This window comes from Sphingorhabdus sp., from assembly GCF_046154385.1.
Classification (GTDB): domain Bacteria; phylum Pseudomonadota; class Alphaproteobacteria; order Sphingomonadales; family Sphingomonadaceae; genus Sphingorhabdus_B.
The window spans coordinates 1-19627 of record NZ_JBJXFW010000046.1 but is presented as its reverse complement, the minus strand read 5'-3'; the positions used below and the strand labels follow the sequence as shown (position 1 = coordinate 19627).

21 protein-coding genes and 1 tRNA gene are annotated in these 19627 nt (G+C 52.9%); 16 read left to right on the top strand and 6 right to left on the bottom strand.

All coding sequences use genetic code 11. The annotated features are described in order from the left end of the window. Positions 1–2358, bottom strand: a complete 2358-nt coding sequence (locus tag ACKVOS_RS09695) for a patatin-like protein (protein ID WP_409211844.1) — start codon at positions 2356–2358, stop codon at positions 1–3. A gap of 93 nt (positions 2359–2451) precedes the next feature. Between ACKVOS_RS09695 and radA the strand changes: the two genes are divergently transcribed. The 4 genes from radA to ACKVOS_RS09675 all read left to right on the top strand — a co-directional run bounded on the left by radA (position 2452) and on the right by ACKVOS_RS09675 (position 6667). Continuing rightward, the gene (gene radA / locus ACKVOS_RS09690; protein ID WP_409211806.1) at positions 2452–3816 is read left to right on the top strand and encodes a DNA repair protein RadA; all 1365 of its coding nucleotides are present in this window, start codon (positions 2452–2454) and stop codon (positions 3814–3816) included. Positions 3817–3936: 120 nt separating this feature from the next. After that, on the top strand, positions 3937–4455 hold the full coding sequence (locus ACKVOS_RS09685; RefSeq protein WP_409211805.1) for a CvpA family protein: 519 nt from the start codon (positions 3937–3939) through the stop codon (positions 4453–4455). After that, the gene (locus ACKVOS_RS09680; RefSeq protein ID WP_409211804.1) at positions 4452–4886 is read left to right on the top strand and encodes an iron-sulfur cluster assembly scaffold protein; all 435 of its coding nucleotides are present in this window, start codon (positions 4452–4454) and stop codon (positions 4884–4886) included. Before ACKVOS_RS09685 ends, ACKVOS_RS09680 begins: the two co-directional genes overlap by 4 nt. Further along, the gene (locus tag ACKVOS_RS09675; RefSeq protein ID WP_409211803.1) at positions 4886–6667 is read left to right on the top strand and encodes a cation:proton antiporter; all 1782 of its coding nucleotides are present in this window, start codon (positions 4886–4888) and stop codon (positions 6665–6667) included. The genes ACKVOS_RS09680 and ACKVOS_RS09675 overlap by 1 nt, the downstream gene beginning before the upstream one ends. On the opposite strand, the gene aroB is transcribed toward ACKVOS_RS09675, so the two are convergent. Next, positions 6664–7782, bottom strand: a complete 1119-nt coding sequence (gene aroB, locus ACKVOS_RS09670) for a 3-dehydroquinate synthase (RefSeq protein WP_409211802.1) — start codon at positions 7780–7782, stop codon at positions 6664–6666. The two genes, ACKVOS_RS09675 and aroB, sit on opposite strands and share 4 nt — an antisense overlap. Next, positions 7779–8303 carry a shikimate kinase gene (locus ACKVOS_RS09665; RefSeq protein WP_409211843.1) on the bottom strand — a complete coding sequence of 175 codons (525 nt, stop codon included), beginning with the start codon at positions 8301–8303 and terminating at the stop codon, positions 7779–7781. Before ACKVOS_RS09665 ends, aroB begins: the two co-directional genes overlap by 4 nt. Positions 8304–8660: 357 nt before the next feature. On the opposite strand from ACKVOS_RS09665, the gene ACKVOS_RS09660 reads away from it, so the two are divergent. From ACKVOS_RS09660 to ACKVOS_RS09645, 4 genes are all read left to right on the top strand, one after another. Continuing rightward, a complete protein-coding gene (locus ACKVOS_RS09660; protein ID WP_409211801.1) occupies positions 8661–10280 on the top strand; it encodes a hypothetical protein in 1620 nt (539 codons plus the stop codon). Between the two features lie 11 nt (positions 10281–10291). Continuing rightward, the gene (locus ACKVOS_RS09655; protein ID WP_409211800.1) at positions 10292–11218 is read left to right on the top strand and encodes a tyrosine recombinase; all 927 of its coding nucleotides are present in this window, start codon (positions 10292–10294) and stop codon (positions 11216–11218) included. Next, the gene (locus tag ACKVOS_RS09650) at positions 11215–12159 is read left to right on the top strand and encodes an acetyl-CoA carboxylase carboxyltransferase subunit alpha (protein ID WP_409211799.1); all 945 of its coding nucleotides are present in this window, start codon (positions 11215–11217) and stop codon (positions 12157–12159) included. The genes ACKVOS_RS09655 and ACKVOS_RS09650 overlap by 4 nt, the downstream gene beginning before the upstream one ends. 90 nt (positions 12160–12249) lie before the next feature. After that, positions 12250–13746, top strand: a complete 1497-nt coding sequence (locus ACKVOS_RS09645) for a M48 family metalloprotease (RefSeq protein WP_409211798.1) — start codon at positions 12250–12252, stop codon at positions 13744–13746. A gap of 81 nt (positions 13747–13827) precedes the next feature. Here the strand turns inward: ACKVOS_RS09645 and ACKVOS_RS09640 are convergent, their stop codons facing one another. Further along, entirely contained in the window at positions 13828–13986 is a 159-nt protein-coding gene (locus tag ACKVOS_RS09640; protein WP_143774979.1) for a Flp family type IVb pilin, read from the bottom strand. Positions 13987–14099: 113 nt separating this feature from the next. Further along, positions 14100–14273: a Flp family type IVb pilin gene (locus tag ACKVOS_RS09635; protein ID WP_158899786.1), complete on the bottom strand. Its 174-nt coding sequence runs from the start codon at positions 14271–14273 to the stop codon at positions 14100–14102. A gap of 102 nt (positions 14274–14375) precedes the next feature. Here ACKVOS_RS09635 and ACKVOS_RS09630 point away from each other — a divergent pair, with 102 nt between their 5' ends. After that, positions 14376–14768: a (deoxy)nucleoside triphosphate pyrophosphohydrolase gene (locus ACKVOS_RS09630; protein ID WP_409211797.1), complete on the top strand. Its 393-nt coding sequence runs from the start codon at positions 14376–14378 to the stop codon at positions 14766–14768. On the opposite strand, the gene ACKVOS_RS09625 is transcribed toward ACKVOS_RS09630, so the two are convergent. After that, positions 14765–15622, bottom strand: coding sequence for a class I SAM-dependent methyltransferase (locus ACKVOS_RS09625; RefSeq protein WP_409211796.1), 858 nt, complete (start codon positions 15620–15622; stop codon positions 14765–14767). The two genes, ACKVOS_RS09630 and ACKVOS_RS09625, sit on opposite strands and share 4 nt — an antisense overlap. A 51-nt stretch (positions 15623–15673) precedes the next feature. On the opposite strand from ACKVOS_RS09625, the gene ACKVOS_RS09620 reads away from it, so the two are divergent. The 7 genes from ACKVOS_RS09620 to ACKVOS_RS09590 all read left to right on the top strand — a co-directional run bounded on the left by ACKVOS_RS09620 (position 15674) and on the right by ACKVOS_RS09590 (position 19321). Continuing rightward, positions 15674–16432, top strand: coding sequence for a ComF family protein (locus tag ACKVOS_RS09620; protein WP_409211795.1), 759 nt, complete (start codon positions 15674–15676; stop codon positions 16430–16432). 31 nt (positions 16433–16463) lie between these two features. Next, on the top strand, positions 16464–16733 hold the full coding sequence (grxC, locus tag ACKVOS_RS09615; RefSeq protein WP_409211794.1) for a glutaredoxin 3: 270 nt from the start codon (positions 16464–16466) through the stop codon (positions 16731–16733). Next, the gene (locus tag ACKVOS_RS09610; protein ID WP_409211793.1) at positions 16733–17221 is read left to right on the top strand and encodes a DUF1178 family protein; all 489 of its coding nucleotides are present in this window, start codon (positions 16733–16735) and stop codon (positions 17219–17221) included. The genes grxC and ACKVOS_RS09610 overlap by 1 nt, the downstream gene beginning before the upstream one ends. Positions 17222–17256: 35 nt before the next feature. Continuing rightward, positions 17257–17333 (top strand) — tRNA-Arg (locus ACKVOS_RS09605). 282 nt (positions 17334–17615) lie between these two features. Continuing rightward, a complete protein-coding gene (locus ACKVOS_RS09600) occupies positions 17616–17987 on the top strand; it encodes a hypothetical protein (RefSeq protein ID WP_409211792.1) in 372 nt (123 codons plus the stop codon). 640 nt (positions 17988–18627) lie between these two features. Then, positions 18628–18822: a hypothetical protein gene (locus ACKVOS_RS09595; protein WP_409211791.1), complete on the top strand. Its 195-nt coding sequence runs from the start codon at positions 18628–18630 to the stop codon at positions 18820–18822. A 163-nt stretch (positions 18823–18985) separates the two neighbouring features. After that, entirely contained in the window at positions 18986–19321 is a 336-nt protein-coding gene (locus ACKVOS_RS09590; RefSeq protein ID WP_409211790.1) for a hypothetical protein, read from the top strand. Positions 19322–19627: the final 306 nt, after the last annotated feature.

The window sequence follows — 19627 nt, the reverse complement described above, 5'->3', positions numbered from 1 at the left end:
TTACGGCGCGGTTCCGCCCAGGCTTTCGATTTCAGTACGCAGCGACGCGATGAGCGGTTTGATTTTGGTCAGTCGGGGCTCCTCCTGATCCAGTATCGCTTCAAACGCCTCTCGTTTAAAAGCCTGAATGGCGGAGTTATCTAAAGATGTTCCAGTTGGTAGCGAGGACAAAATGATATCGATCAAGCGCTCCGCACCATGCAGTCGACCCCACAGATAGTCATTTTCCCGATAGGAACGACTAAAGAAAGCACCGAAATTATTGAATTCTATGCCTTTCAATGTCGCAGCCGCTCCGCCGGTTCGGATGCTGTTGCAATCTTCGGGTGAAATACGGTCCACCTTGACCGGATCGAACTCATCCAGTCCTTCGCCCTGAAGAAGCGGCAAGGTTGCGATATCGTAAAGTGGATACCCAATATAGCCCAGCAGCATGATGCGACGGCTTTCCTCCGGCATTTGCAGCAACGCATCGCACAATATGCTGTCCGCCAGCCGGTCAGCCTCTACAAGATCGAGGCGCTCGGCAAGCGTGTCGAGCAACTTACCAGGCGCGGCTATACCATTTGCAACATAGTTCCCAAAGCCGGCACCTAAAAATTGAGAGGTTTCACGCTCTAAAAACAGGGACAAGCATGCATAAATATTATCATGCATCGACTTTGTGCCGACATCTTCCCGGCCATAGTCTGCCTCGATTTCATGGGCCAATCGGCGGGCGAGGAAGCGCAAGCGACGGATGCGGAACCGGATATCATGTTCTTTGAAAAACTGGATAGATTCTTTGGTCGCGCCAACGCCTTTGTAATGGGCCATCGCGTCCAGGCCGCGTGCGCGAATTTCACTCCAGATTGCGCTGCGCAAATTCCTGAAATGCAGGGCATCGCCTTCCGGATAGCTTCGGCGTGCAATCGCTATAATATCGTCGACGACGCCTGCCATTTTCAAATGACCATAAGCAGGGTAACTGTAACCAGCCGCTTGTGCGCCTTTTTCGTTGGCGGTGGAGCGCCATTTGTTAAGCCGCTCCGGCGTCGGTTGTGACAGAAACCATGTTTTGCCGAGCAGCTTTTCAATCGTGCCTTCAACTTCAAACCGCAAACTTTCGGTTATCTGCCGCATACGTTCCACGCGCTCGGTTCGGCCTTCCAGTTTTTCAAGACTGTCGCGGATCGGTTGTTCGCGTGGAATGTTGGAAGTGGCACCAAATATGGTTGAGAAAAAGCCGGGCGGTTTCATGCGGGTGCCGCCTTCCGCATTGGTTCCACCCCGTTTTCCAAACCGGAAGCTGGGGCGACCAGGCTTGGGATCGATATAGACAAAGCGCCGGTCAACTTCGCGCCGTGCGGGCCGATTACGCAAGGCTTCAATCGCTTGGTTGAACGGAGCATTGGCGAGAACGGAACCGTCAATCAACATGGTATCAGCCGCAACACCTGCGGCAAATTGTTGCGGCAAAATGCGCTGCAAAAACATGTCGCGACTGTCCCATTTGATGCCCCGTGCCTTGATTTGGGCATCAAGCTCATGGGCCGAAAATGGAGGAAAAGCGCCGGGAAAGCTGGCGGTGGCGCGTGCTGCGAAAACCAGTTCGGGAATGGCTGCGATATCCATTCCGCCGCGCCCACGCGTTGAAAAACTGATGGTGATGCGATGTTCTGATTCAACGACCATCGAGGGACTATTCAACATAAGAATCTGGTCATGACCGGCAAAGTCAGTAACAGTCACAAACAGGTCAAGTGGCTGATGTTGCGGCAATAATGCCTTGCCCGTCATACCCTTGGCCATCGCATCAAATGCATCTAGCAGCAGTCCGGAAAAGACCTGCCCTCCAAAGGGCGGGGCAAACCATCTTGCCCTGACAAATCGCGATAATTTGGTGGCGACTTCGTCCTTGGCTTCATCGGCGACCATGCGGTCGATGGCACCGCCCTTGCGCCGCAATATCATCCACGCAATCGGTATCGCCCAGAATTTTGAAAAGCGGGAGAGCGGTCGTGCATCTGGGTCGAGCAAAATTTCGACATCGGCCTTTTCAAGCCAGAGATCGGTAAGCGGCGCAAGTGACTGGCCGGTTACGATGGCTTGCGAAAGGAATACGCCGTTGATTCCTCCTGCACTTGAACCTGCGATGATGTCGGTGAACACCCGCAATTTTGTGCCAGTAACGGCTTCAATTTTTGCCAACAGGTCGAAATAAACAGCTTCGCTTCCGCCCGGTGTCTCATCACCGTCATGATAGGCGCGGCTGGCGCGGATCAGGTGCCAGATTTCTCGGGTCACACCGTGCATATAGATCGCCAGACTTACACCGCCGTAGCAGATAAGCGCCAGTCTGAGTTCCTTTTCCCGCATTGGAATGATGTGACACTGCTTATTATATCGCGCAAGCCAAGAAGCGACCAGTTTGTTACTTGAGTTCATGATATGTTCTGTTATTAACCCGATATGGCAAAAGCGAAACGCAGATATGTGTGTCAGGCCTGCGGGTCCGAGGCGAACCGTTGGCAGGGGCAATGTGATGATTGCGGGGAGTGGAATACGCTCGCCGAAGAAGCAGGTGCCACCGTTTTCGAAATGAAGCATCATTTGCGGTCAGGTGGACGTTCGGTCGAACTGTCTGGCCTTGACAGTGATATCAAGCTGCCTGAGCGGGCATCGACCGGAATTGCGGAATTTGACCGGGCATTAGGCGGGGGACTCGTGCCCGGATCGGCAACGTTGTTGGGGGGTGATCCAGGGATTGGGAAATCGACTTTGCTGTTGCAGGCCGCTGCCAATCTCGCGCGGCGGGGGCTATCCGTTGCCTATATTTCCGGCGAAGAAGCGGTCGATCAGGTGCGGTTGCGCGCGCGTCGGCTTGGGCTTGGCGATGCGCCAGTGCAGTTGGCTGCGGCAACTTCGGTGCGTGATATCTTGACGACGCTAGGCAAGGGCGCGCCCCCTGCTTTGCTGGTGATCGATTCCATCCAGACCATGCACAGCGACCTGATTGAAGGCGCGCCAGGGACAGTCAGTCAGGTGCGGGCATCGGCACAGGAACTGATCCGCTTTGCAAAGGAACGCGGGTCAGCATTGATGTTGGTCGGGCATGTCACCAAGGACGGTAGTATTGCCGGCCCCCGCGTGCTGGAACATATGGTGGATACCGTGCTGGCGTTCGAAGGCGAGCGAAGCCACCAGTACCGGATTTTGCGCGCTTCCAAAAACCGCTTTGGCGGCACCGATGAAATCGGGGTGTTCGCCATGCAGGAAGAAGGCCTTGCCGAAGTTGGTAACCCGAGTGCGTTGTTCCTGACCGATAGGGCCGAGCAAGTGACGGGTGCCACTGTATTTCCGGCCCTTGAAGGAACACGGCCTGTTCTGGTGGAAATTCAGGCGCTGGTTGTGCGGCTTTCAAGTGGTGCTACACCGCGGCGCGCGGTTGTAGGATGGGATAGCGGACGGCTCGCCATGATATTGGCCGTGTTGGAAGCGCGCTGCGGCCTCAGCTTTTCGACCGCCGAAGTGTATCTGAACATTGCGGGCGGCTACCGGATTTCCGACCCGGCGGCCGATCTTGCGGTGGCGGCGGCTTTGGTGTCTGCGCTGTCCGAGCGGCCATTGCCATCGGACGCGGTGTTATTTGGTGAGGTTGCGCTTTCGGGCGAAATCCGTCCGGTGGCGCATGGCGCATTGCGGTTGAAGGAATCCGCAAAGCTCGGATTTGGACGCGCGATGGTGCCACCGTCGGTGAAAGGGCAGGCGGGAATTTCCACCCAGGAGTTCCGAACTCTTGCTAATCTGGTCAGCTATATGCTCGAGCGCGGTTGATTCAAGGTTACGAATTTTTGACCAAAAAAACGCTTTTTATCAGAATTTTACGTGTTTCGATAAGTTTGATTTTCAATCTCTCCCTTGTCTTTATGACCTTGCGCCCTTAGCAACTGCCTTATGACTGCACTCGATGTTATTGTCCTGTTTTTAATTGGCAGTGGCGCTGTATTCGGGTTTTTGCGCGGCTTTGTGCAAGAAGCTTTGTCCCTGATCGCGTGGCTATTGATTATCGCTGCAGTGCGGGTGTTTCACGCCCCCGCTTCCGCGGCGTTAAGCGAGCCAATCGGCACCGATGCCGGCGCCGCGGTTTTGGCATTTCTTGCGATTGTCATTGTGACATACGCGCTTGGTAAATGGATTTCCAAATCAATCGGGAAAAAATCCAGAAAATCCTTGCTTGGTCCAATTGACCGGGTGCTGGGTTTTGGTTTTGGAATGATAAAAGGACTAATTTTGGCCACGCTTGCATTCCTGTTGCTGGCAATGGGTTACGAAACATTATTTGGTTTGGAGGAACCTCGCCCCGACTGGATGGTCAAATCACGGACCTATCCGCTGTTGAACGCCAGCGGAAATGCAATGTCGGAATTCGTGCGCGAACAGCGCGCCACTCTTGAATCTGACACCGTGGAATGATGGATTCGACCCTTTATAGCCGGGATATTTTGCGACTTGCCACAGCATTGGAGGCGGGCGATCGCCTTCAGAATCCGGACGGAACAGCGGAATGCCGATCCCCTGTCTGCGGCAGCCGTATAGAAGCGGACCTCAATTTGGCGGATGATGGCGCAATCGCCGAAATTGCAATACGCGCCAATGCGTGTGCGCTCGGACAGGCGTCAGCAGCAATCTTGCGTTCAAACGCTGTCGGCGCCGATCTGGCAGTCATTTCGGATATGCGCGATAAAATCGAAATGGCGCTTAAGAAAAATGGGGATATGCCGCAGAATTGGCACGACCTTGTTGTCCTGACCCCGGCGCGCAATTATCCGTCACGCCATGCCGCTATTTTGTTGCCATATGATGCGTTGCTGGCCGCTGCTGATAAAATCATACCCATAAGCTGATGGAGGATAGCGCACATAATCTGGTGGCCGATGTCATGCTGGGCGGGGTTGTGCTGTTGGGTGCTGCTCTTGTTTCAGTGTTAATTTTCCGTCGTCTCGGTTTAGGTGCTGTTCTTGGTTATCTTGTTGCAGGTATTGCAATCGGTCCAGATGGTTTGGGATTGATCGGAGAAGCAGAAACCATTCTCGCTTATTCGGAAATTGGTATAATTTTGCTACTTTTTCTCGTCGGCCTGGAATTATCTCCGCGGCGGCTGTGGTTAATGCGCCGCGATATTTTGCTCTTTGGGCCGCTGCAAGTGATCTTGTGCGGTTTGGCGATGTTTGGCGTTATCCAATTGGTAATGCCCAACTTTAGTTGGGAAGCGGCGTTAGTTCTCGGCCTGCCGTTGGCACTTTCATCAACCGCGCAAGTCCTGCCGCTGTTGCAATCCCGGGGCCGACTGAAAACCGATTACGGTGAAAAAAGCTTTTCGATCCTGTTATTTCAGGATTTGTCGATTGTCCCGTTGTTGACAATCGTCGCCGCATTATCTCGCGCGCCCGCGCAAGAAGGCGCAGTTGGTGGATGGTTGCTGGTCATTTACGCTTTGCTTGCAATCATCGGCCTTGTTCTGGCTGGCCGTTTCTTGCTTTCCCCGCTGCTGAAACTGGTCGGAAAAATTTCGGAACGGGAATTGTTTATCGTCACGGGACTTTTCACCGTATGCGCCAGTTCTGCTGTGATGCAAATGATCGGTGTTTCGGCGGCATTGGGCGCTTTTGTCGCCGGTGTCATGCTTGCCGAATCCCCCTATCGGCACGAGTTGGAGGCAGATATCGATCCGTTCCGCTCCATCTTGCTCGGGCTGTTTTTTCTGGCCGTTGGCATGTTGCTCGATCTTGATGTCATTACAGCGCAGCCTTTGGTGGTATTGGGCCTTGCGGTCGCACTGATCTGCGTAAAGACCGGCGTGATATTTCTACTCGCGCGTTTTTTCGGGCTCAGCAGCAGTGCGTCGATTATCGCGGCCCTGCTTTTGAGTCAGGGCGGTGAATTCGGCTTTGTGTTATTCGCCGCCGCGCAAGGGGCCTTGTTGATTGAACCGGCTGCGGCGAGTCTGTTTGGCGCCGTCGTCACTCTGTCGATGGCATCAACGCCGTTTTTGATAATATTGGCGGGTAAACTCGCGTCCCGCAAACACACAAGCGAGACACAGCTTGATGATCCTGAATTGGCGGAGCAGGCAAATGTTATCGTTGTGGGGCACGGCAGATTTGGCCAGCAAGTGTCGCAAATCATGATCGCTGCCGGGCGCAGCGTAACACTTATTGATATAAATCCTGAAACAATAGACCTGAGCGGCGAATTTGGGCGGAAAGTGTTTTACGGGGATGGTACCCGCATCGACCTTTTGCAAAGAGCTGGGGCTGACAAAAGCTGTGCCATTTTCTTCTGTATAAACGACCGCGAACTGGACGCCGAAACATTGACTCCTGTCCGGCAGGCATTTCCGAAAGCAAAGATATTTGCGCGCGCCTATGACCGGCGGCAAGCCTTAAAGTTGATGCAAGATTCGGACATTAGCATTGTGCGTGAAGTTTTTGAATCATCGGTTAAATTGGCGGTTGAGGGGCTAAAGGCGCTTGGGCTTGCCAAACCACAGATCCAGACGATTGTCCGTGAATTTCGTGCGCGTGACCGGAACCGGCTGACGGCGCAATTCGAAAGCGGGGATATGCACGCAGGTCAAAGACACAGCTTTGGCGGCGACGACTCCGACGATTTCCTGTTTGATTAGACCGCGAACTCGGCGGAATGCTGGGCATCCAGAAATGCTGCGACATCTGCCAAATCAACGTCTTTAGACAGAAAAGTCTTTCCGATGCCGCGTGCCAACAGAAACGGCAATTTTCCGCCCGCCATTTTCTTGTCGTGCATCATATAATCGACGAGTGCTTTGCCGTCGGCGGATATCCCGGCATCTGCCAGTGTCACCGGCAATCCGGCTTTGTGCAGCAAATTTGCTGCTCGGTTCGCATCGCCTTCATCGCATAGCCCGATTTGCGATGAATAGCGAAATGCCAATACCATACCCGCCGCAACCGCTTCGCCGTGGAACAGCCTGTCCGAAAAACCGGTATCCGCCTCCAACGCATGACCGAATGTGTGGCCAAGATTAAGCAGCGCCCGTGTTCCGCTGAGCTCTTTTTCATCAGCCGCGACATTGCGCGCCTTGGCCGCAACGGAATGCTCGATGGCATAATGGCGGGCCGATGCATCACCGGCGAAAAAGGCGTCAAGATTGGTTTCACACCAGTCAAAAAAATCCGGATCATCAATCAGGCCATATTTGACCACTTCGGCAAAGCCTGCGGCCAGCTGACGTCGTGGCAAGCTTTCCAGCACATCAGGGTCGATCAGCACGATTGATGGCTGGTGAAACGCCCCAACAAGATTTTTGCCTGACTTACTGTTGATCGCGGTCTTTCCACCGACGCTGCTATCTACCTGCGCCAGCAAGGTCGTTGGAATCTGGATGAACGAACAGCCTCGCTTTACAATATGTGCGGCAAAGCCAGTGATATCTCCAACGACGCCACCGCCCAGCGCGATGATATGGTCGCTGCGTTCGACGTGATGCTCCAGCAGCCAATCGGTCAGTTTTTCAAGCTCTGCCCAACTTTTTCCACTTTCGCCCGCCGGTAGGATGAATAATTCAGCGGAAATATCCGATTGCGAAAACCGTGTTCTAATGCCTGGCCAAATATGATGCGCCACATTTTCATCGCTAATTACCAGAAATCGTCCCGAACGCGCATATCGCGCTAAATAAGTGGCGATATTTGCCAGTAATCCTGCTTCGATATGGATGTCATAGGGATGATCTGCCAAATCGACGGTAACAACGCTCATTGGGAAATTGCTTTCAGGATATTTTCGACGGTACGGGCATGGGGGGATGCGTCGCTGCGAATATGAATATTGGCTTCCGCATATAACGGGTTGCGAACCTTGCCAAGTTCGGTGAGAACTTCGACCGGGTTCTTGCCTTTCAAAAGCGGCCTGTTGTTTCTGCGCGCCACCCGTTCCGCCAGAATTGTGATGTCCGCATCAAGCCAAATCGACACGGCATGCGCCAATATCAAGGCGCGCGTGCTATCATTGATAAAAGCACCGCCGCCCGTTGCGATGACTTTGGCTTTGCCTTCAATCAATCTGGCGACGACGCGGCGTTCACCATCACGGAAATAGGGCTCACCGAACTTCGCGAATATTTCGGGAATTGGCATGCCGGCGGCGTGTTCGATTTCTTCGTCCGCATCGACGAAGTCGCAACCCAGCCGAGCAGCCAGACGTTTCCCGATGCTCGTTTTCCCGACACCCATCATTCCGACAAGTACGATAGATCGGCTCAGCGACGGCTGTTCCGCCATATCGGGCGGTTGGTTGTCCAAATGATGATTTGTGCCCATTGCGACCGGTCCTATATATCGGCTAGGCTCTGCCGGAAAGCTATTTGCCATAGCATATTTGAAGTAGCAAAATATCGAGATCCCGGTGTATGTGCCGGAAACAAAAGCGGATCTGCCCAATTGACCAATTCTACACCAAAAAGAATATTGATATCAGCAAGCGTTTTGGCGCTGGTATTCGCTCTGCCCGCCTTGGGGCAACAAGGACCCGAGTCTTTACTACCCGAAGGTTTCGGCGTTCCGCCTCCTCCGCCGGCGAGCAATAGACCCTCGACGACGGGCCCTGCCCAAACCGGAGCGCCTCCTGCCTCTCGTCCGGTGACGACAGGTGATCAAACGACTGATGCCGCTGCAACAACGGATACCGAAGAAAAGGCCGAAGAAGAGGAAGAAGAGGAAAGCGAAGAAGAGCTGATTATTCGCTATGATGTTCCACCCGCTGCACGGCGCTCGCTGTCGGCCGTTGGTATTATTTCCGCTGCGTCTGGCGGTTTTGCCGCCGACGCGTTTGGAACAACCGACGGGAATTTACTGAAGCAGGTCGTGAACCGGACGACGGGGCCATTGGCATCACGGTGGGGAACCATATTGGGCCGGCGTTTGCTGGCCAGTCGCACAAATACGCCCGCGGGCATAAATGGAGCGGATTGGACCGCCGAACGGGCCTGGCTTTTACTGCGAATGGGCGATTCTGTTGTTGCACGGCAGTTGGTGCAGGAAGTTGACGCCGGGAATTACACCAAAAGAATGCACGAGGTGGCGTTGCAAGTCCTTTTGGCAAACGGTGATCTGTCGGGACTGTGTCCTTTGGTGGAAAGCGGTGTCAGCCTGGTCAACGACGGACGCTGGAAAATGACGCGTGCGATCTGCGCGTCGCTCGCAGGTGAACAAGGAAGCGCGACCGCCTTTATCAATCAGGGGCGGTATCAGGGTTGGGTAAGAGGTGTTGATTACCGACTTGCTGAAAAAGCCGTCGGTGCTGGCGTGAATGGCAGGCGGTCGGTCAAGATCGAATGGGATGATGTCGAAGGCATGAATCCGTGGCGGTTTGGCCTTTCGGCGGCAACGGGTATGGAGCCGCCTGAAAAACTGTTCGAAAAAAGCGGTCGGCAACTGGCCGGCTGGCAAGTCCAGCTTCCCATGTATCCTGCCGCGATCCGGGCAAAATATGCTTCGAAAGCAGCAGCGCTGGGCGTGTATTCCAATCGGGATATCGTTGATTTATTCGGTCAGGTGCTTGACGATACCGAAGCACCCGACAATGTGCGAAACAACGCCGAAGCGTTGCAGCAAGCCTATATTGCAACAGGTGACGCTGCGCGTGTGACGGCGATGTCGACTATTTGGAGCGGTGCGACACAAGGTGCCGACTATCATGGCAAGCTGATTATGACCGCGCGCGCGGCGGCATTGATCGCGCCTGATACCGCGCATTCAGCGTCAGCGGATGGCCTGATAGCATCTATGTTGACCGCCGGTCTCGATCGTAATGCCGCGGCATGGGCGAACATTGTCGACAGCGGTTCGCTTGGATGGGCGTTGATCGCTTTGGGTGCTCCGGGTAACATCCCGCCTGTGGAATATGGTCCGCTGGATGATTTTTATGGAAATGATGACAGCGACAAAGGGCAAAGATCTGCTTTGCTTTTGGCAGGCCTGGCCGGGCTTGGCCGGATTGACACTGACACACGGTCCGATTTTGAAGGCGAGTTGAACGTAAATGTTGCCCGCGAAACGAAATGGACCCGCGCAATTGGATCGGCGGCACAAAGGGGAGAACAAGGCACCGTCGCGTTATTGGCGATCACCGGACTGCAGGCACCCAGCTGGTCGGTCGTACCGGCAAACCATTTATATTATATTGTGCGGTCTCTTCGGCAAGTCGGCCTTGAGGCAGAAGCACGCATGATAGCGGCAGAAGCCGTTACATTCAGCTAAAACGCGTAGGCATGACCACAACCGACCTAAGCTTGATTGACCGTTTTCTTGAAATGATGGCCGCAGAGCGAGGGGTCGCTCGGAATACTATTCTGGCCTACCAAAGCGATCTGGTTTCCGCATCGCAATTAACAGGTGGCAAGCTTGCCGACGCGGATGGAGAAACGCTGACGCATTTGGCGGATCAATGGCACACGCTTGCGAGCAGTTCGGTTGCGCGTAAAGTCTCTGCGTTACGGCGCTTTTTCGCTTTCTTGCACGACGAAGGTATGCGCGGAGATAACCCATCATCCGGACTTCCCAAACCGGCAAGGGCAAGGGGGCTGCCGAAAATTCTGGATGAGGATCAAGTCGACCTTTTGTTTCAATCCGTGGAAGCCGATCTTCTTGTTGCGCGGCCTTCCGCATCGGCGTTCCGGCTTTCGGCGCTGGTGGAGCTGCTATATGGATCAGGCTTGCGCGCGACTGAATTGGTATCATTGCCAAGATCCGCGATTGTCGGTGATCGCCCTTTCATTATCTTGACCGGAAAAGGTGACAAGGAACGGCTTGTTCCGATTTCGGATAAAGCGCGCCATGCGGTTGGCAAATGGCTCGATTTTGTTCCAAAAGAGGCGCGATTTCTGTTCCCGTCGCGCGGGGGTCATATCAGCAGGATCCGATTATATCAGATCATCAAAAAATTGGCGGTAAAGTCCGGACTGGACCCCGAAAAGCTTAGTCCCCATGTCCTGCGCCATGCATTTGCCACGCATTTGTTGGCAGGCGGTGCCAATTTGCGTGCGCTGCAGGCGATGTTGGGGCACGCCGATATCGCGACTACACAAATTTATACCCATGTTGATGCCAGTCGCCTCGTGGAACTTGTGAACAAGCGGCATCCGCTGGCAAACCGCACGTTGACCCGCAAGCCTTCAGGTTCTAACCCGCTGCTATGACTGTTTATCTGGATTTTGAAAAACCGATCGCTGCATTGGAAGCCCGCATTATCGAATTGCAGGAGGCTGCAGATGAGAGCGAAGTTGATGTGGATGCGGAAATTGGCAAACTGCGCGACAAGGCCGACAAGCAACTAAAGGATACCTACAGCAAGTTGACAGCCTGGCAGAAAACGCAAGTTGCGAGGCATCCGGAGCGCCCGCATTTCAAACATTTCATGGCGACAATGTTTGAAGACTTCATTCCATTGGCCGGTGATCGCGCATTTGCCGACGATCAGGCAATATTGGGCGGTCTGGCGCGGCTTAATGACCGGAAAATCATGGTGATTGGTCATGAAAAGGGTGATGATACGCAAAGCCGCCTGCATCACAATTTTGGGATGGGAAAACCCGAAGGTTATCGAAAAGCCATCCGCCTGATGGAATTGGCTGACCGTTTTGGTTTACCTGTCGTCAGCCTGGTCGATACGTCCGGTGCCTTTCCCGGTATTCAAGCCGAAGAGCGCGGGCAGGCAGAAGCCATCGCCCGGTCGACAGAAAAATGTCTGCAACTGGGCGTGCCGATGATCGCGTGTATAGTGGGCGAGGGTGGTTCCGGCGGCGCTGTTGCTTTGGCAGCGGCCGACCGCATTTTAATGTTCGAACACGCTGTATACTCCGTCATTTCTCCAGAAGGATGTGCTTCGATTTTGTGGCGCACGGGAGACAAGGCGGCCGATGCGGCCCAGGCGATGAAAGTTACAGCCGAAGATTTGAAGTCACTGGGTGTGATCGACCGCATTGTCAAAGAGCCAATGGGCGGCGCACACCGCGATCACGCACTCGCCGCCGCGTCGTTGGGCGCAGCCATTGGCGAAGAAATCGACGCTCTCGGAGGATTTGGCCGTAAAGAATTGCTGCAGCAGCGTCGGAATAAGTTCCTCTCAATGGGGGCATAGCATCGAAAGCATGGCGCCGCGATTGTAGATTTTACGCGTGCCAAGAAGGAATTATGGTATGCGAACCGGGATAATCCGAGGAGAGCGCGCATGCGTATTAGCAAAAAATTACTTGTTTTAGGCGGGGCAACACTATCTTTTGCTGCGTTAAACACGGCCGTGCCAGTGGCCGCGCAAAAGAAACAGTCGGCTTCAGTTCCAAAACCATTTTCCGCGCAGGAAAAATCGGACGGGGCGAAATATCATCCTGAGATCATGAAGGAATTTGGCGGTGCAATACAAAGCCCGCAAACCGCCTATGTTGTTCGTGTCGGTAAATCGATTGCGGTACAGTCGGGCCTTGGAAATGCCGAGAGCGATTTTACGGTGACTCTGCTGAACTCGCCTGTGAACAACGCCTTCGCAATTCCTGGTGGATATGTCTACATTACCCGCCAGCTTGTCGCGCTATGTAATAGCGAGGCGGAAATGGCCGGTGTTCTGGGCCATGAAGTTGGTCACACCGCGGCTCGGCATAGCCAGAAACGCCAAAAGAGCACCAATATTGCCAATATCTTTGGCGTCGGTGGTGCGATTCTGGGATCAGTGCTTGGCGATAATGGGGGGCTGCTGGGTGTTATTGGCGGCGGATTGAAGCAATATTCGGGCGCTGCAGCTCAATTGTTGAGCTTGCGCTACTCACGCCGTCAAGAAGAAGAGGCGGATGATCTCGGTATTCGCTACTTAAGCAAAGCGGGATATGACCCGACGGCCCTGTCCGCGATGCTGAATTCATTAGCCATGCAAACTGCGGTTGATGCCCGGGTGTCCGGAATGGGCGAAAATGCCGTGCCCGAATGGGCCAGCACCCACCCTGATCCGGCGAAGCGCGTGGTGCGGGCCGCCGCAGGTGCCAAGGCTTTTCCCGCAAATTCGACGCGCAGGCCGGATTCGCATCTTACGGCAATAAACGGGATGCTTTACGGTGACGACCCTTCACAAGGTGTTGTAGAGGGGCAGGAATTTTTACACCCGGATATTCGGATGAAGTTCAGCGCGCCGACCGGATTCGGCATTCAAAATGGTACCGATGCCGTTTCAATCAACGGCAATAGTGGCAAAGCGATATTTCGGCAGGGCGCATTCAATGGCGATCGACAAGCTTATGTCGCGGCTGCGTTCAAATCGGTGGCCGGACAAAATATGGCGATTCCCGTTGGTGATATCCGACAAACGACCGTGAATGGAATATCCGCCTTTTATTCATCGACCGTCGTCAATACGCAGCAGGGAGCCCGAGAGGTAACAGTTTTTGCGTATGAATGGGGTGGTGGCATTGCCTATCATTTCATCACTATCACAGCAGCCAACAGCAACCCGTTCAACGGGATGTTCAACAGCTTGGCCCGGCTGAACGACAGTCAGGTTGCGGCGATCAAGCCACGGAAATTGCGTGTGGTAACGGTGGCAAAAGGAGATAGCGTTTCGTCACTTGCATCGCGCATGGCCTATACATCTTTGCAGACCGAAAGGTTCCGTGCGCTCAATGGCTTCAGTGCCAACCAAAATGTGACACTGGGTCAAAAAGTGAAGATTGTAACTTATTAAAGTCAAATAAAAAGGGCGGTAACCGAAGTTACCGCCATTTAATTCTGTCAGGTATTAGATACCCGATCAGCTAAGCTTCTATTAGAGGCTGTTGCTGACTTCAGTAAAGGTGTTCGACAGGTTGTTGCCGAGGCTGCCCATTGCAGTGATTGCTGCAACTGCGATAAGAGCGGCGATCAGGCCGTATTCAATTGCAGTCGCGCCGTCTTCGTTCTTGAAGAGTTTCTTGATAACTTTCATTTTAGGTCTCCTGTTGCTTGTTCAATTCACCCGAGTGGATATTTTCGTTACTTATAAAAATATCCGACTTTGGCCTGATTATTCCTAAATCTATACCAAATCGTTAACGCCACTTAGCTTGCATTAATTATTTTATTCGACACGCTGTTCCACATACTTGTGGAACCTTCACCGAATTCACCAAGCGATGCCACGATTGCGATAACAATCAGTGAAACAATCAAACCATACTCCACAGCCGTCGCCCCCTGTTCGCATCGCGTGATACGACGAATTAGATCCAACATATTTGGCCCCACTTCTTTCCCTGGTTGCGAGCACCTGTGATTTCCCACACAAGAGTTAACAAAAACTTGCAAAGTGATGAGAAGATGGAAAAAAATCCGACAATGCTATTCGTGGTTGCTGCCGCGTTAACCAACGAAGTGGGTGAAATATTGCTGCAAAAGCGACCCGAAGGGCGTCAAATGGGGGGGCTGTGGGAGTTCCCCGGTGGCAAGGTTGAACCGGGCGAATCACCCGAATCAGCATTGGTGAGGGAATTGAAAGAAGAATTGGGGGTTGATGTAGACCCGTTTAATCTAGTCCCGCTGACATTTGCGAGTGCCCGAAATGGCGACCGCAACATGGTTTTGCTTCTTTTTCGCTGTACGCAATGGAGGGGTGAACCGGCTGCGCTGGACAGCCCGGAGCTGAAATGGCTGCTTCCGGTGGACATGGATGCATTGCCTATGCCGCCCGCGGACGTTCCATTGGTCGAATTTTTACAGAAATACGGTTAGATTTTTGCCGCGGGCCGCAAGACCGATGCCAATGACACATCTGCGCTGCCCCGTCGTGCCGGCTTGGGTTGATTATCCGATGGTGACCAACCGCTTAAAAACAAATGCACGAATGCTTCTTCGACACGGCCAGTGTGATCTGCCCGCGCTGTCCATTCACGATCGAGATTTTCAAGAAAGCTTTTGCCCAGATAACGTCGCTGTCCGCATAACGCATTGCCTATTCCGGCATTACGCAAATCGTCGACAAGGGTACGCCAATGTGCGTAAGCTATCCGTAGGGTATCGGCATCGGCCACTGGCAAGGTAAATCTGGCACGGGACAAAAGGTCCGCTGCACTGCGGAGATCAATTTGCGGATGGATGTGCGGTGCGTTCACCGGCCCTTCCGCCGCCAGCATCACCGACTTTAAGGATGCAAGTGAACCTGCCCCGAACATATGCCCCAAAAATAGTCCGTCCGGTTTCAGAATGTGGCGGATCTGGACCAATGCGCCGGGCAAATCATTCACGCTGTCCAATGTACCTGCTGCAATAATCAGGTCGAAACTATGCGGATCAAATGGCAATCTGTCTTCTTGAGCGGAGGTCGCTTCCAGCCCGGATGATTTTTCGACCGTCGAAAATTTAGTCTCCGAAGTGCGATTGCCAAGAATTTTTTCGGCATGATACGCCATGGGCCCAATGAATAAGGCGTGGGAAAACTCGCGGGAAACAAGAGAAAGTCGTTCTTCAATTTCTTGCGCGATATATGTCCACAAAAATGCAGTGCCCGATTTTCGGGCGGCCCGTTCGCGCTTGGCTTGCCTGCGATTGCGGTCGAAAATTTCCGGTGGTTCAAACTCTTCCTGCATTTGTACCTTGTGGAGATTGCAGAGTTATCCGACAAGGGGGCGATGCTGTTGATGACGAAAATAGCCGAAACAATTTTGGATTTTGCGTTACCCGAACGCTGTCCTGCTTGTGGCGATATTTCGTCGGACGGTAACAATTTTTGTGCGATGTGTTGGCCAAAAATCCGGTTTTTGAATCCGCCCTGGTGTACAGGTTGCGCTTCGCCGTTTGAATATGAACAGGCGCAAGGGGTATTATGTGCGGATTGTTTATCTACCCCACCGCAGCATGATGGCATAAGAGCAGCAGTTGCTTACGACACGACTTCGCGCCAAATTGCCCTTCGCTTGAAATATGGCGGAAAGATTGGCCTGGCCAAATTGATCGCGCGGCATTTGGTTCGCCATCTGCCCCATGAACGCAGCGATATTATCGTAACGCCCGTTCCCTTGCACTGGACACGGCTGTGGTCCCGCAGCTTTAATCAATCTGCGTTGATCGGTCGGGAATTGGCGAGGCTGGGGGATATGGAATATTGCGCCGATCTGTTAAAGCGCACCAGGCGGACGCCCAGTATGCGTGGCTTGTCCTCCAAAGAACGGCGTAAGGTGGTTGGTTCGGCGTTCATAGCAAACCCCAAACACATGCCGCAAATTGCCGGCGCGCGCATTTTGCTTGTCGATGATGTGCTAACCACCGGGGCCACGAGCAACGGGTGTATCAAGGCGTTGAAAAAATCGGGTGCATCGTGGGTGCAATTATTCTGTTGGGCCCGTGTGGTGCGGGGTGAGACAGTGTCGGAGACAATTACCGATACGCTCCCCACTTGACTCGGGATGGATGGTGCACCATTTCATATTCATGACAGCTACAATTGAAATCTACACCAAATTCGGATGCCCTTTTTGCGTTCGGGCAAAGCATTTGCTCGATACCAAGGGCGCTGCCTATCAAGAATATGATGTGACGATGGGCGGTGCAACGCGCGAAGAGATGCTGGCGCGTGCCCCAGGCGCGCGCACGGTGCCCCAGATTTTCATCAATAATGTCGCTATTGGCGGTAGCGATGAATTGCGCGCCTTGGAATCCGAAGGAAAACTCAGCAGTATGCTGTCCGAAACGGGCGACTGATGATCGCTTTTGATTTGAGTTGCAGCGGCGGTCACAGCTTTGAAGGCTGGTTTGCTTCATCCGCCGACTTTGAAGCGCAGCGTTCAGGCGGCTTGATAGCGTGCCCGATGTGTAACGATGCCATCGTGCATAAAGCATTATCCGTCCCGAATGTCGGTCGCAAAGGCAATCAGGTGCAACCGGCCGCAAAAATTGTTTCTGCGCCAGTGGAGGCGGCAACCGGCGAAGTCATGAATGCGCCGACGTTGCCACCGAAGATGGCTGAAATGATGCAAAAACTGGCGACGGCGCAAAGCGAGATGTTGAAAGAATCGCAATGGGTCGGTGGTGAATTTGCGGAAACGGCGCGCGCCATCCATTACGGCGAGGAAACGGATCGCTTGATCCACGGCGAAACAAGTTTTGATGAAGCGGTGTCCCTGGCCGAAGAAGGTATTGCGGTTGCGCCGCTCCCGTTTCCGGTGATTCCCCCCACGGCAAAAAATTGACCCGCTAATCACACGCAGCTATGGACAGCAACGGCGCACCCATAGCTCAGCAGGATAGAGCATCAGATTCCTAATCTGGGGGCCACTGGTTCGAATCCAGTTGGGTGCACCATTATTTCAACTACTTAATCCGTCATATTTATAGCGTGGCATGCCGCAGGTCGCCATGTAAGCACTGTGTAAGCACGATGTTGCGTTTCTTGGCAGGTGTAATATCGCTAACACTTCAGCCATTTGATATTACAACATGCTTCCTCAACTGTTGCCGTCAACAAATTGATGGTGCCAAAAGCGGACAGTCCGGACTCGACAACATTGCGGACGTTCGGAGATTGCGGCAGAGAGCTGTTAATGAAACTTTTCGAGAAATTGGCGGGGATGATGGGATAGAACGATGCAGTGGCCTTCATTGAAAGAAGTATCAGATACAACCAGACAAGTGGCGACGAAAAGTGCCATGAATCCGATGCTTTGGATTTGTGGTCTAACAACACCGTTCTCCATAGTTGCCGCCGCTTATTCTGCTGAACCCATCAGCTACCTGTTTTTTGGGATGGCGTGTTTGCCTATTTTTTACGGCATCAGGGCATACGAATTTTGGATGAAGAGTGATCCAGATCGATTGCAATCAGAACGTTATCTTATAGAGCGTCAGATAGTAGGAAGAATTGGAGAGAAATCAGAATCCGGGTCTTATGAAATCGAAATCCCCTCGAGGCCAGTTCTTATTGATAACCCACAATCTTCGACGGGAGATGCGGCATGAAAACTTTCGTACTCTCTCATAACCCATTTGAACCAAGCATCACGTCTGTTCAAATTCAAGCAATAGTGCGAAATAACCGCTTTGTGGCTCAATGGTATTTTCCGTTCACCGGCACGTGTATTTTCAAATCTGAAAGTGAGTTAACCGTGCTGGCGCCGTCCTTTCGCGAACTCTTCAATCACATGCCGTTTTTTTTGAGTGAAGTATTCCCATCGTCCATGGGAGGCTCCCAAGATCAACATGTATGGGATTGGTTGAATAATAACAAATTGCCTACTCTACCGAGGCCTACTTAATGCCCAAAAGCACTGACATCTCCTCCACCGTAATCATATGCCTACGGTAGGGCTACTTCCGGGGCCTCGTTAAATGTCCGGTTCTCACAACATTGCGGACATAGAGAGGTTAGCTCTAGTCAATCCAAAGCGGACAACTCGGTTCGCATTACATCACGCACCAGCCGCCCTTTGGAGACCGAACCAGTCTTCTGGTTACAGAAGTCCAGGGACCGGCTGACTCCTTGTCTTCCAAGATAGTAATAAAGCGTTCGTCTAGAACGCATTCGAAAGAAGTGTCATTATTGTTTTGCCGACAAAGCAAAGTTCGCCCCTCAAAGCGACCATGCACCGCGTCGGAAAGCATGGCACAGCTACCGTCGTTCAGGCAGCTGCAGCTCATATCGGTCGAATTGCTTGAAATCACTTCTTCAAGTCTTGGGCCTGTTTCTATTGACCGTGTCCTGTCCGAAGAATCGAGTGAACCGCAGCCTACGAGCGCCGTCAAGCCAACGGCGGAAACTATCGCTCGCAGGGCGGCGTTCAAAGCACGAAATTGACTGCTCATCATTCTTCCAGTTCGTTCTCAGATTTGAATATACGGCAGAACAAGAAGATTGCATCCCCAAACCAGACTGTCAGTAATCCACAACAAATCTGCCATAGCGGATGGGCAGTGAACGACAACATTGCGGACATCGGTTTTGACACTAAGCTGGGCCAATGAAGAACATCCAGATGATCGATCCCGCCCTAAATGCCACCTTCAGCATTTTCCAAGTTTCAGACGAGGACTTCGAGGTCATCTTCCCAGAAGGACGGGACATTGGATTTTTCGAAGTCTTTATCCAAAGGGTTGGCGAGCATCAAGCCGCGCTGATACTCGACAGGCTGTGGAGTCGGCCCATCCTGAAGAGGGACGCTCAAGGCGTTCATGGCACGCTCTTTGAGCAGTGGGATGATCGGAAGGAGTTTATCCCGCTCACGCTGCGGGAGGTCGATTGGGACGAGAGTGCGATAAATGAATATCAACGCCGCCTCTTCCGCTCGCACCGATAAGCGTCCACTTCCCACAACTTTCCGGTTGTTTGGACGACAGGTTTAGGCCATCAATTCTTGCCCTTCGTTCATAATCTAAGCGCAAAGCGCGTTATGCGAACCTCAAACAATCACATTGCTCAAATTTGGTGGCAGATGCCAAAAATGCGCGTCGCCCTCGCTCTACATTTTTATATGTCTGGGGTAGGACCCGCAAATTTCTGCGCCCTTGTTGCAAAGCAACTGTGTAACCGTTTCCGAGATGCCTCAACGACGTCAAACTGACGCAAATCACAATGAAACCGAACCGGATATTTGCACAGCGTG

Excerpts from the sequence above, each read along its gene's own strand:
- ACKVOS_RS09620 (WP_409211795.1), top strand. The coding sequence starts at position 15,674 with ATGACGAAAATAGCCGAAACAATTTTGGATTTTGCGTTACCCGAACGC.
- aroB (WP_409211802.1), bottom strand. The coding sequence starts at position 7,782 with ATGAGCGTTGTTACCGTCGATTTGGCAGATCATCCCTATGACATCCAT.
- ACKVOS_RS09665 (WP_409211843.1), bottom strand. The coding sequence starts at position 8,303 with ATGGCGGAACAGCCGTCGCTGAGCCGATCTATCGTACTTGTCGGAATG.
- ACKVOS_RS09675 (WP_409211803.1), top strand. The coding sequence starts at position 4,886 with ATGGAGGATAGCGCACATAATCTGGTGGCCGATGTCATGCTGGGCGGG.
- ACKVOS_RS09640 (WP_143774979.1), bottom strand. The coding sequence starts at position 13,986 with ATGAAAGTTATCAAGAAACTCTTCAAGAACGAAGACGGCGCGACTGCA.
- ACKVOS_RS09590 (WP_409211790.1), top strand. The coding sequence starts at position 18,986 with ATGAAGAACATCCAGATGATCGATCCCGCCCTAAATGCCACCTTCAGC.
- radA (WP_409211806.1), top strand. The coding sequence starts at position 2,452 with ATGGCAAAAGCGAAACGCAGATATGTGTGTCAGGCCTGCGGGTCCGAG.
- ACKVOS_RS09630 (WP_409211797.1), top strand. The coding sequence starts at position 14,376 with ATGCTATTCGTGGTTGCTGCCGCGTTAACCAACGAAGTGGGTGAAATA.
- ACKVOS_RS09610 (WP_409211793.1), top strand. The coding sequence starts at position 16,733 with ATGATCGCTTTTGATTTGAGTTGCAGCGGCGGTCACAGCTTTGAAGGC.
- ACKVOS_RS09695 (WP_409211844.1), bottom strand. The coding sequence starts at position 2,358 with ATGCGGGAAAAGGAACTCAGACTGGCGCTTATCTGCTACGGCGGTGTA.
- ACKVOS_RS09625 (WP_409211796.1), bottom strand. The coding sequence starts at position 15,622 with ATGCAGGAAGAGTTTGAACCACCGGAAATTTTCGACCGCAATCGCAGG.
- ACKVOS_RS09655 (WP_409211800.1), top strand. The coding sequence starts at position 10,292 with ATGACCACAACCGACCTAAGCTTGATTGACCGTTTTCTTGAAATGATG.
- ACKVOS_RS09685 (WP_409211805.1), top strand. The coding sequence starts at position 3,937 with ATGACTGCACTCGATGTTATTGTCCTGTTTTTAATTGGCAGTGGCGCT.
- ACKVOS_RS09635 (WP_158899786.1), bottom strand. The coding sequence starts at position 14,273 with ATGTTGGATCTAATTCGTCGTATCACGCGATGCGAACAGGGGGCGACG.
- ACKVOS_RS09645 (WP_409211798.1), top strand. The coding sequence starts at position 12,250 with ATGCGTATTAGCAAAAAATTACTTGTTTTAGGCGGGGCAACACTATCT.
- ACKVOS_RS09600 (WP_409211792.1), top strand. The coding sequence starts at position 17,616 with ATGCAGTGGCCTTCATTGAAAGAAGTATCAGATACAACCAGACAAGTG.
- ACKVOS_RS09595 (WP_409211791.1), top strand. The coding sequence starts at position 18,628 with ATGGCACAGCTACCGTCGTTCAGGCAGCTGCAGCTCATATCGGTCGAA.
- ACKVOS_RS09680 (WP_409211804.1), top strand. The coding sequence starts at position 4,452 with ATGATGGATTCGACCCTTTATAGCCGGGATATTTTGCGACTTGCCACA.
- grxC (WP_409211794.1), top strand. The coding sequence starts at position 16,464 with ATGACAGCTACAATTGAAATCTACACCAAATTCGGATGCCCTTTTTGC.
- ACKVOS_RS09650 (WP_409211799.1), top strand. The coding sequence starts at position 11,215 with ATGACTGTTTATCTGGATTTTGAAAAACCGATCGCTGCATTGGAAGCC.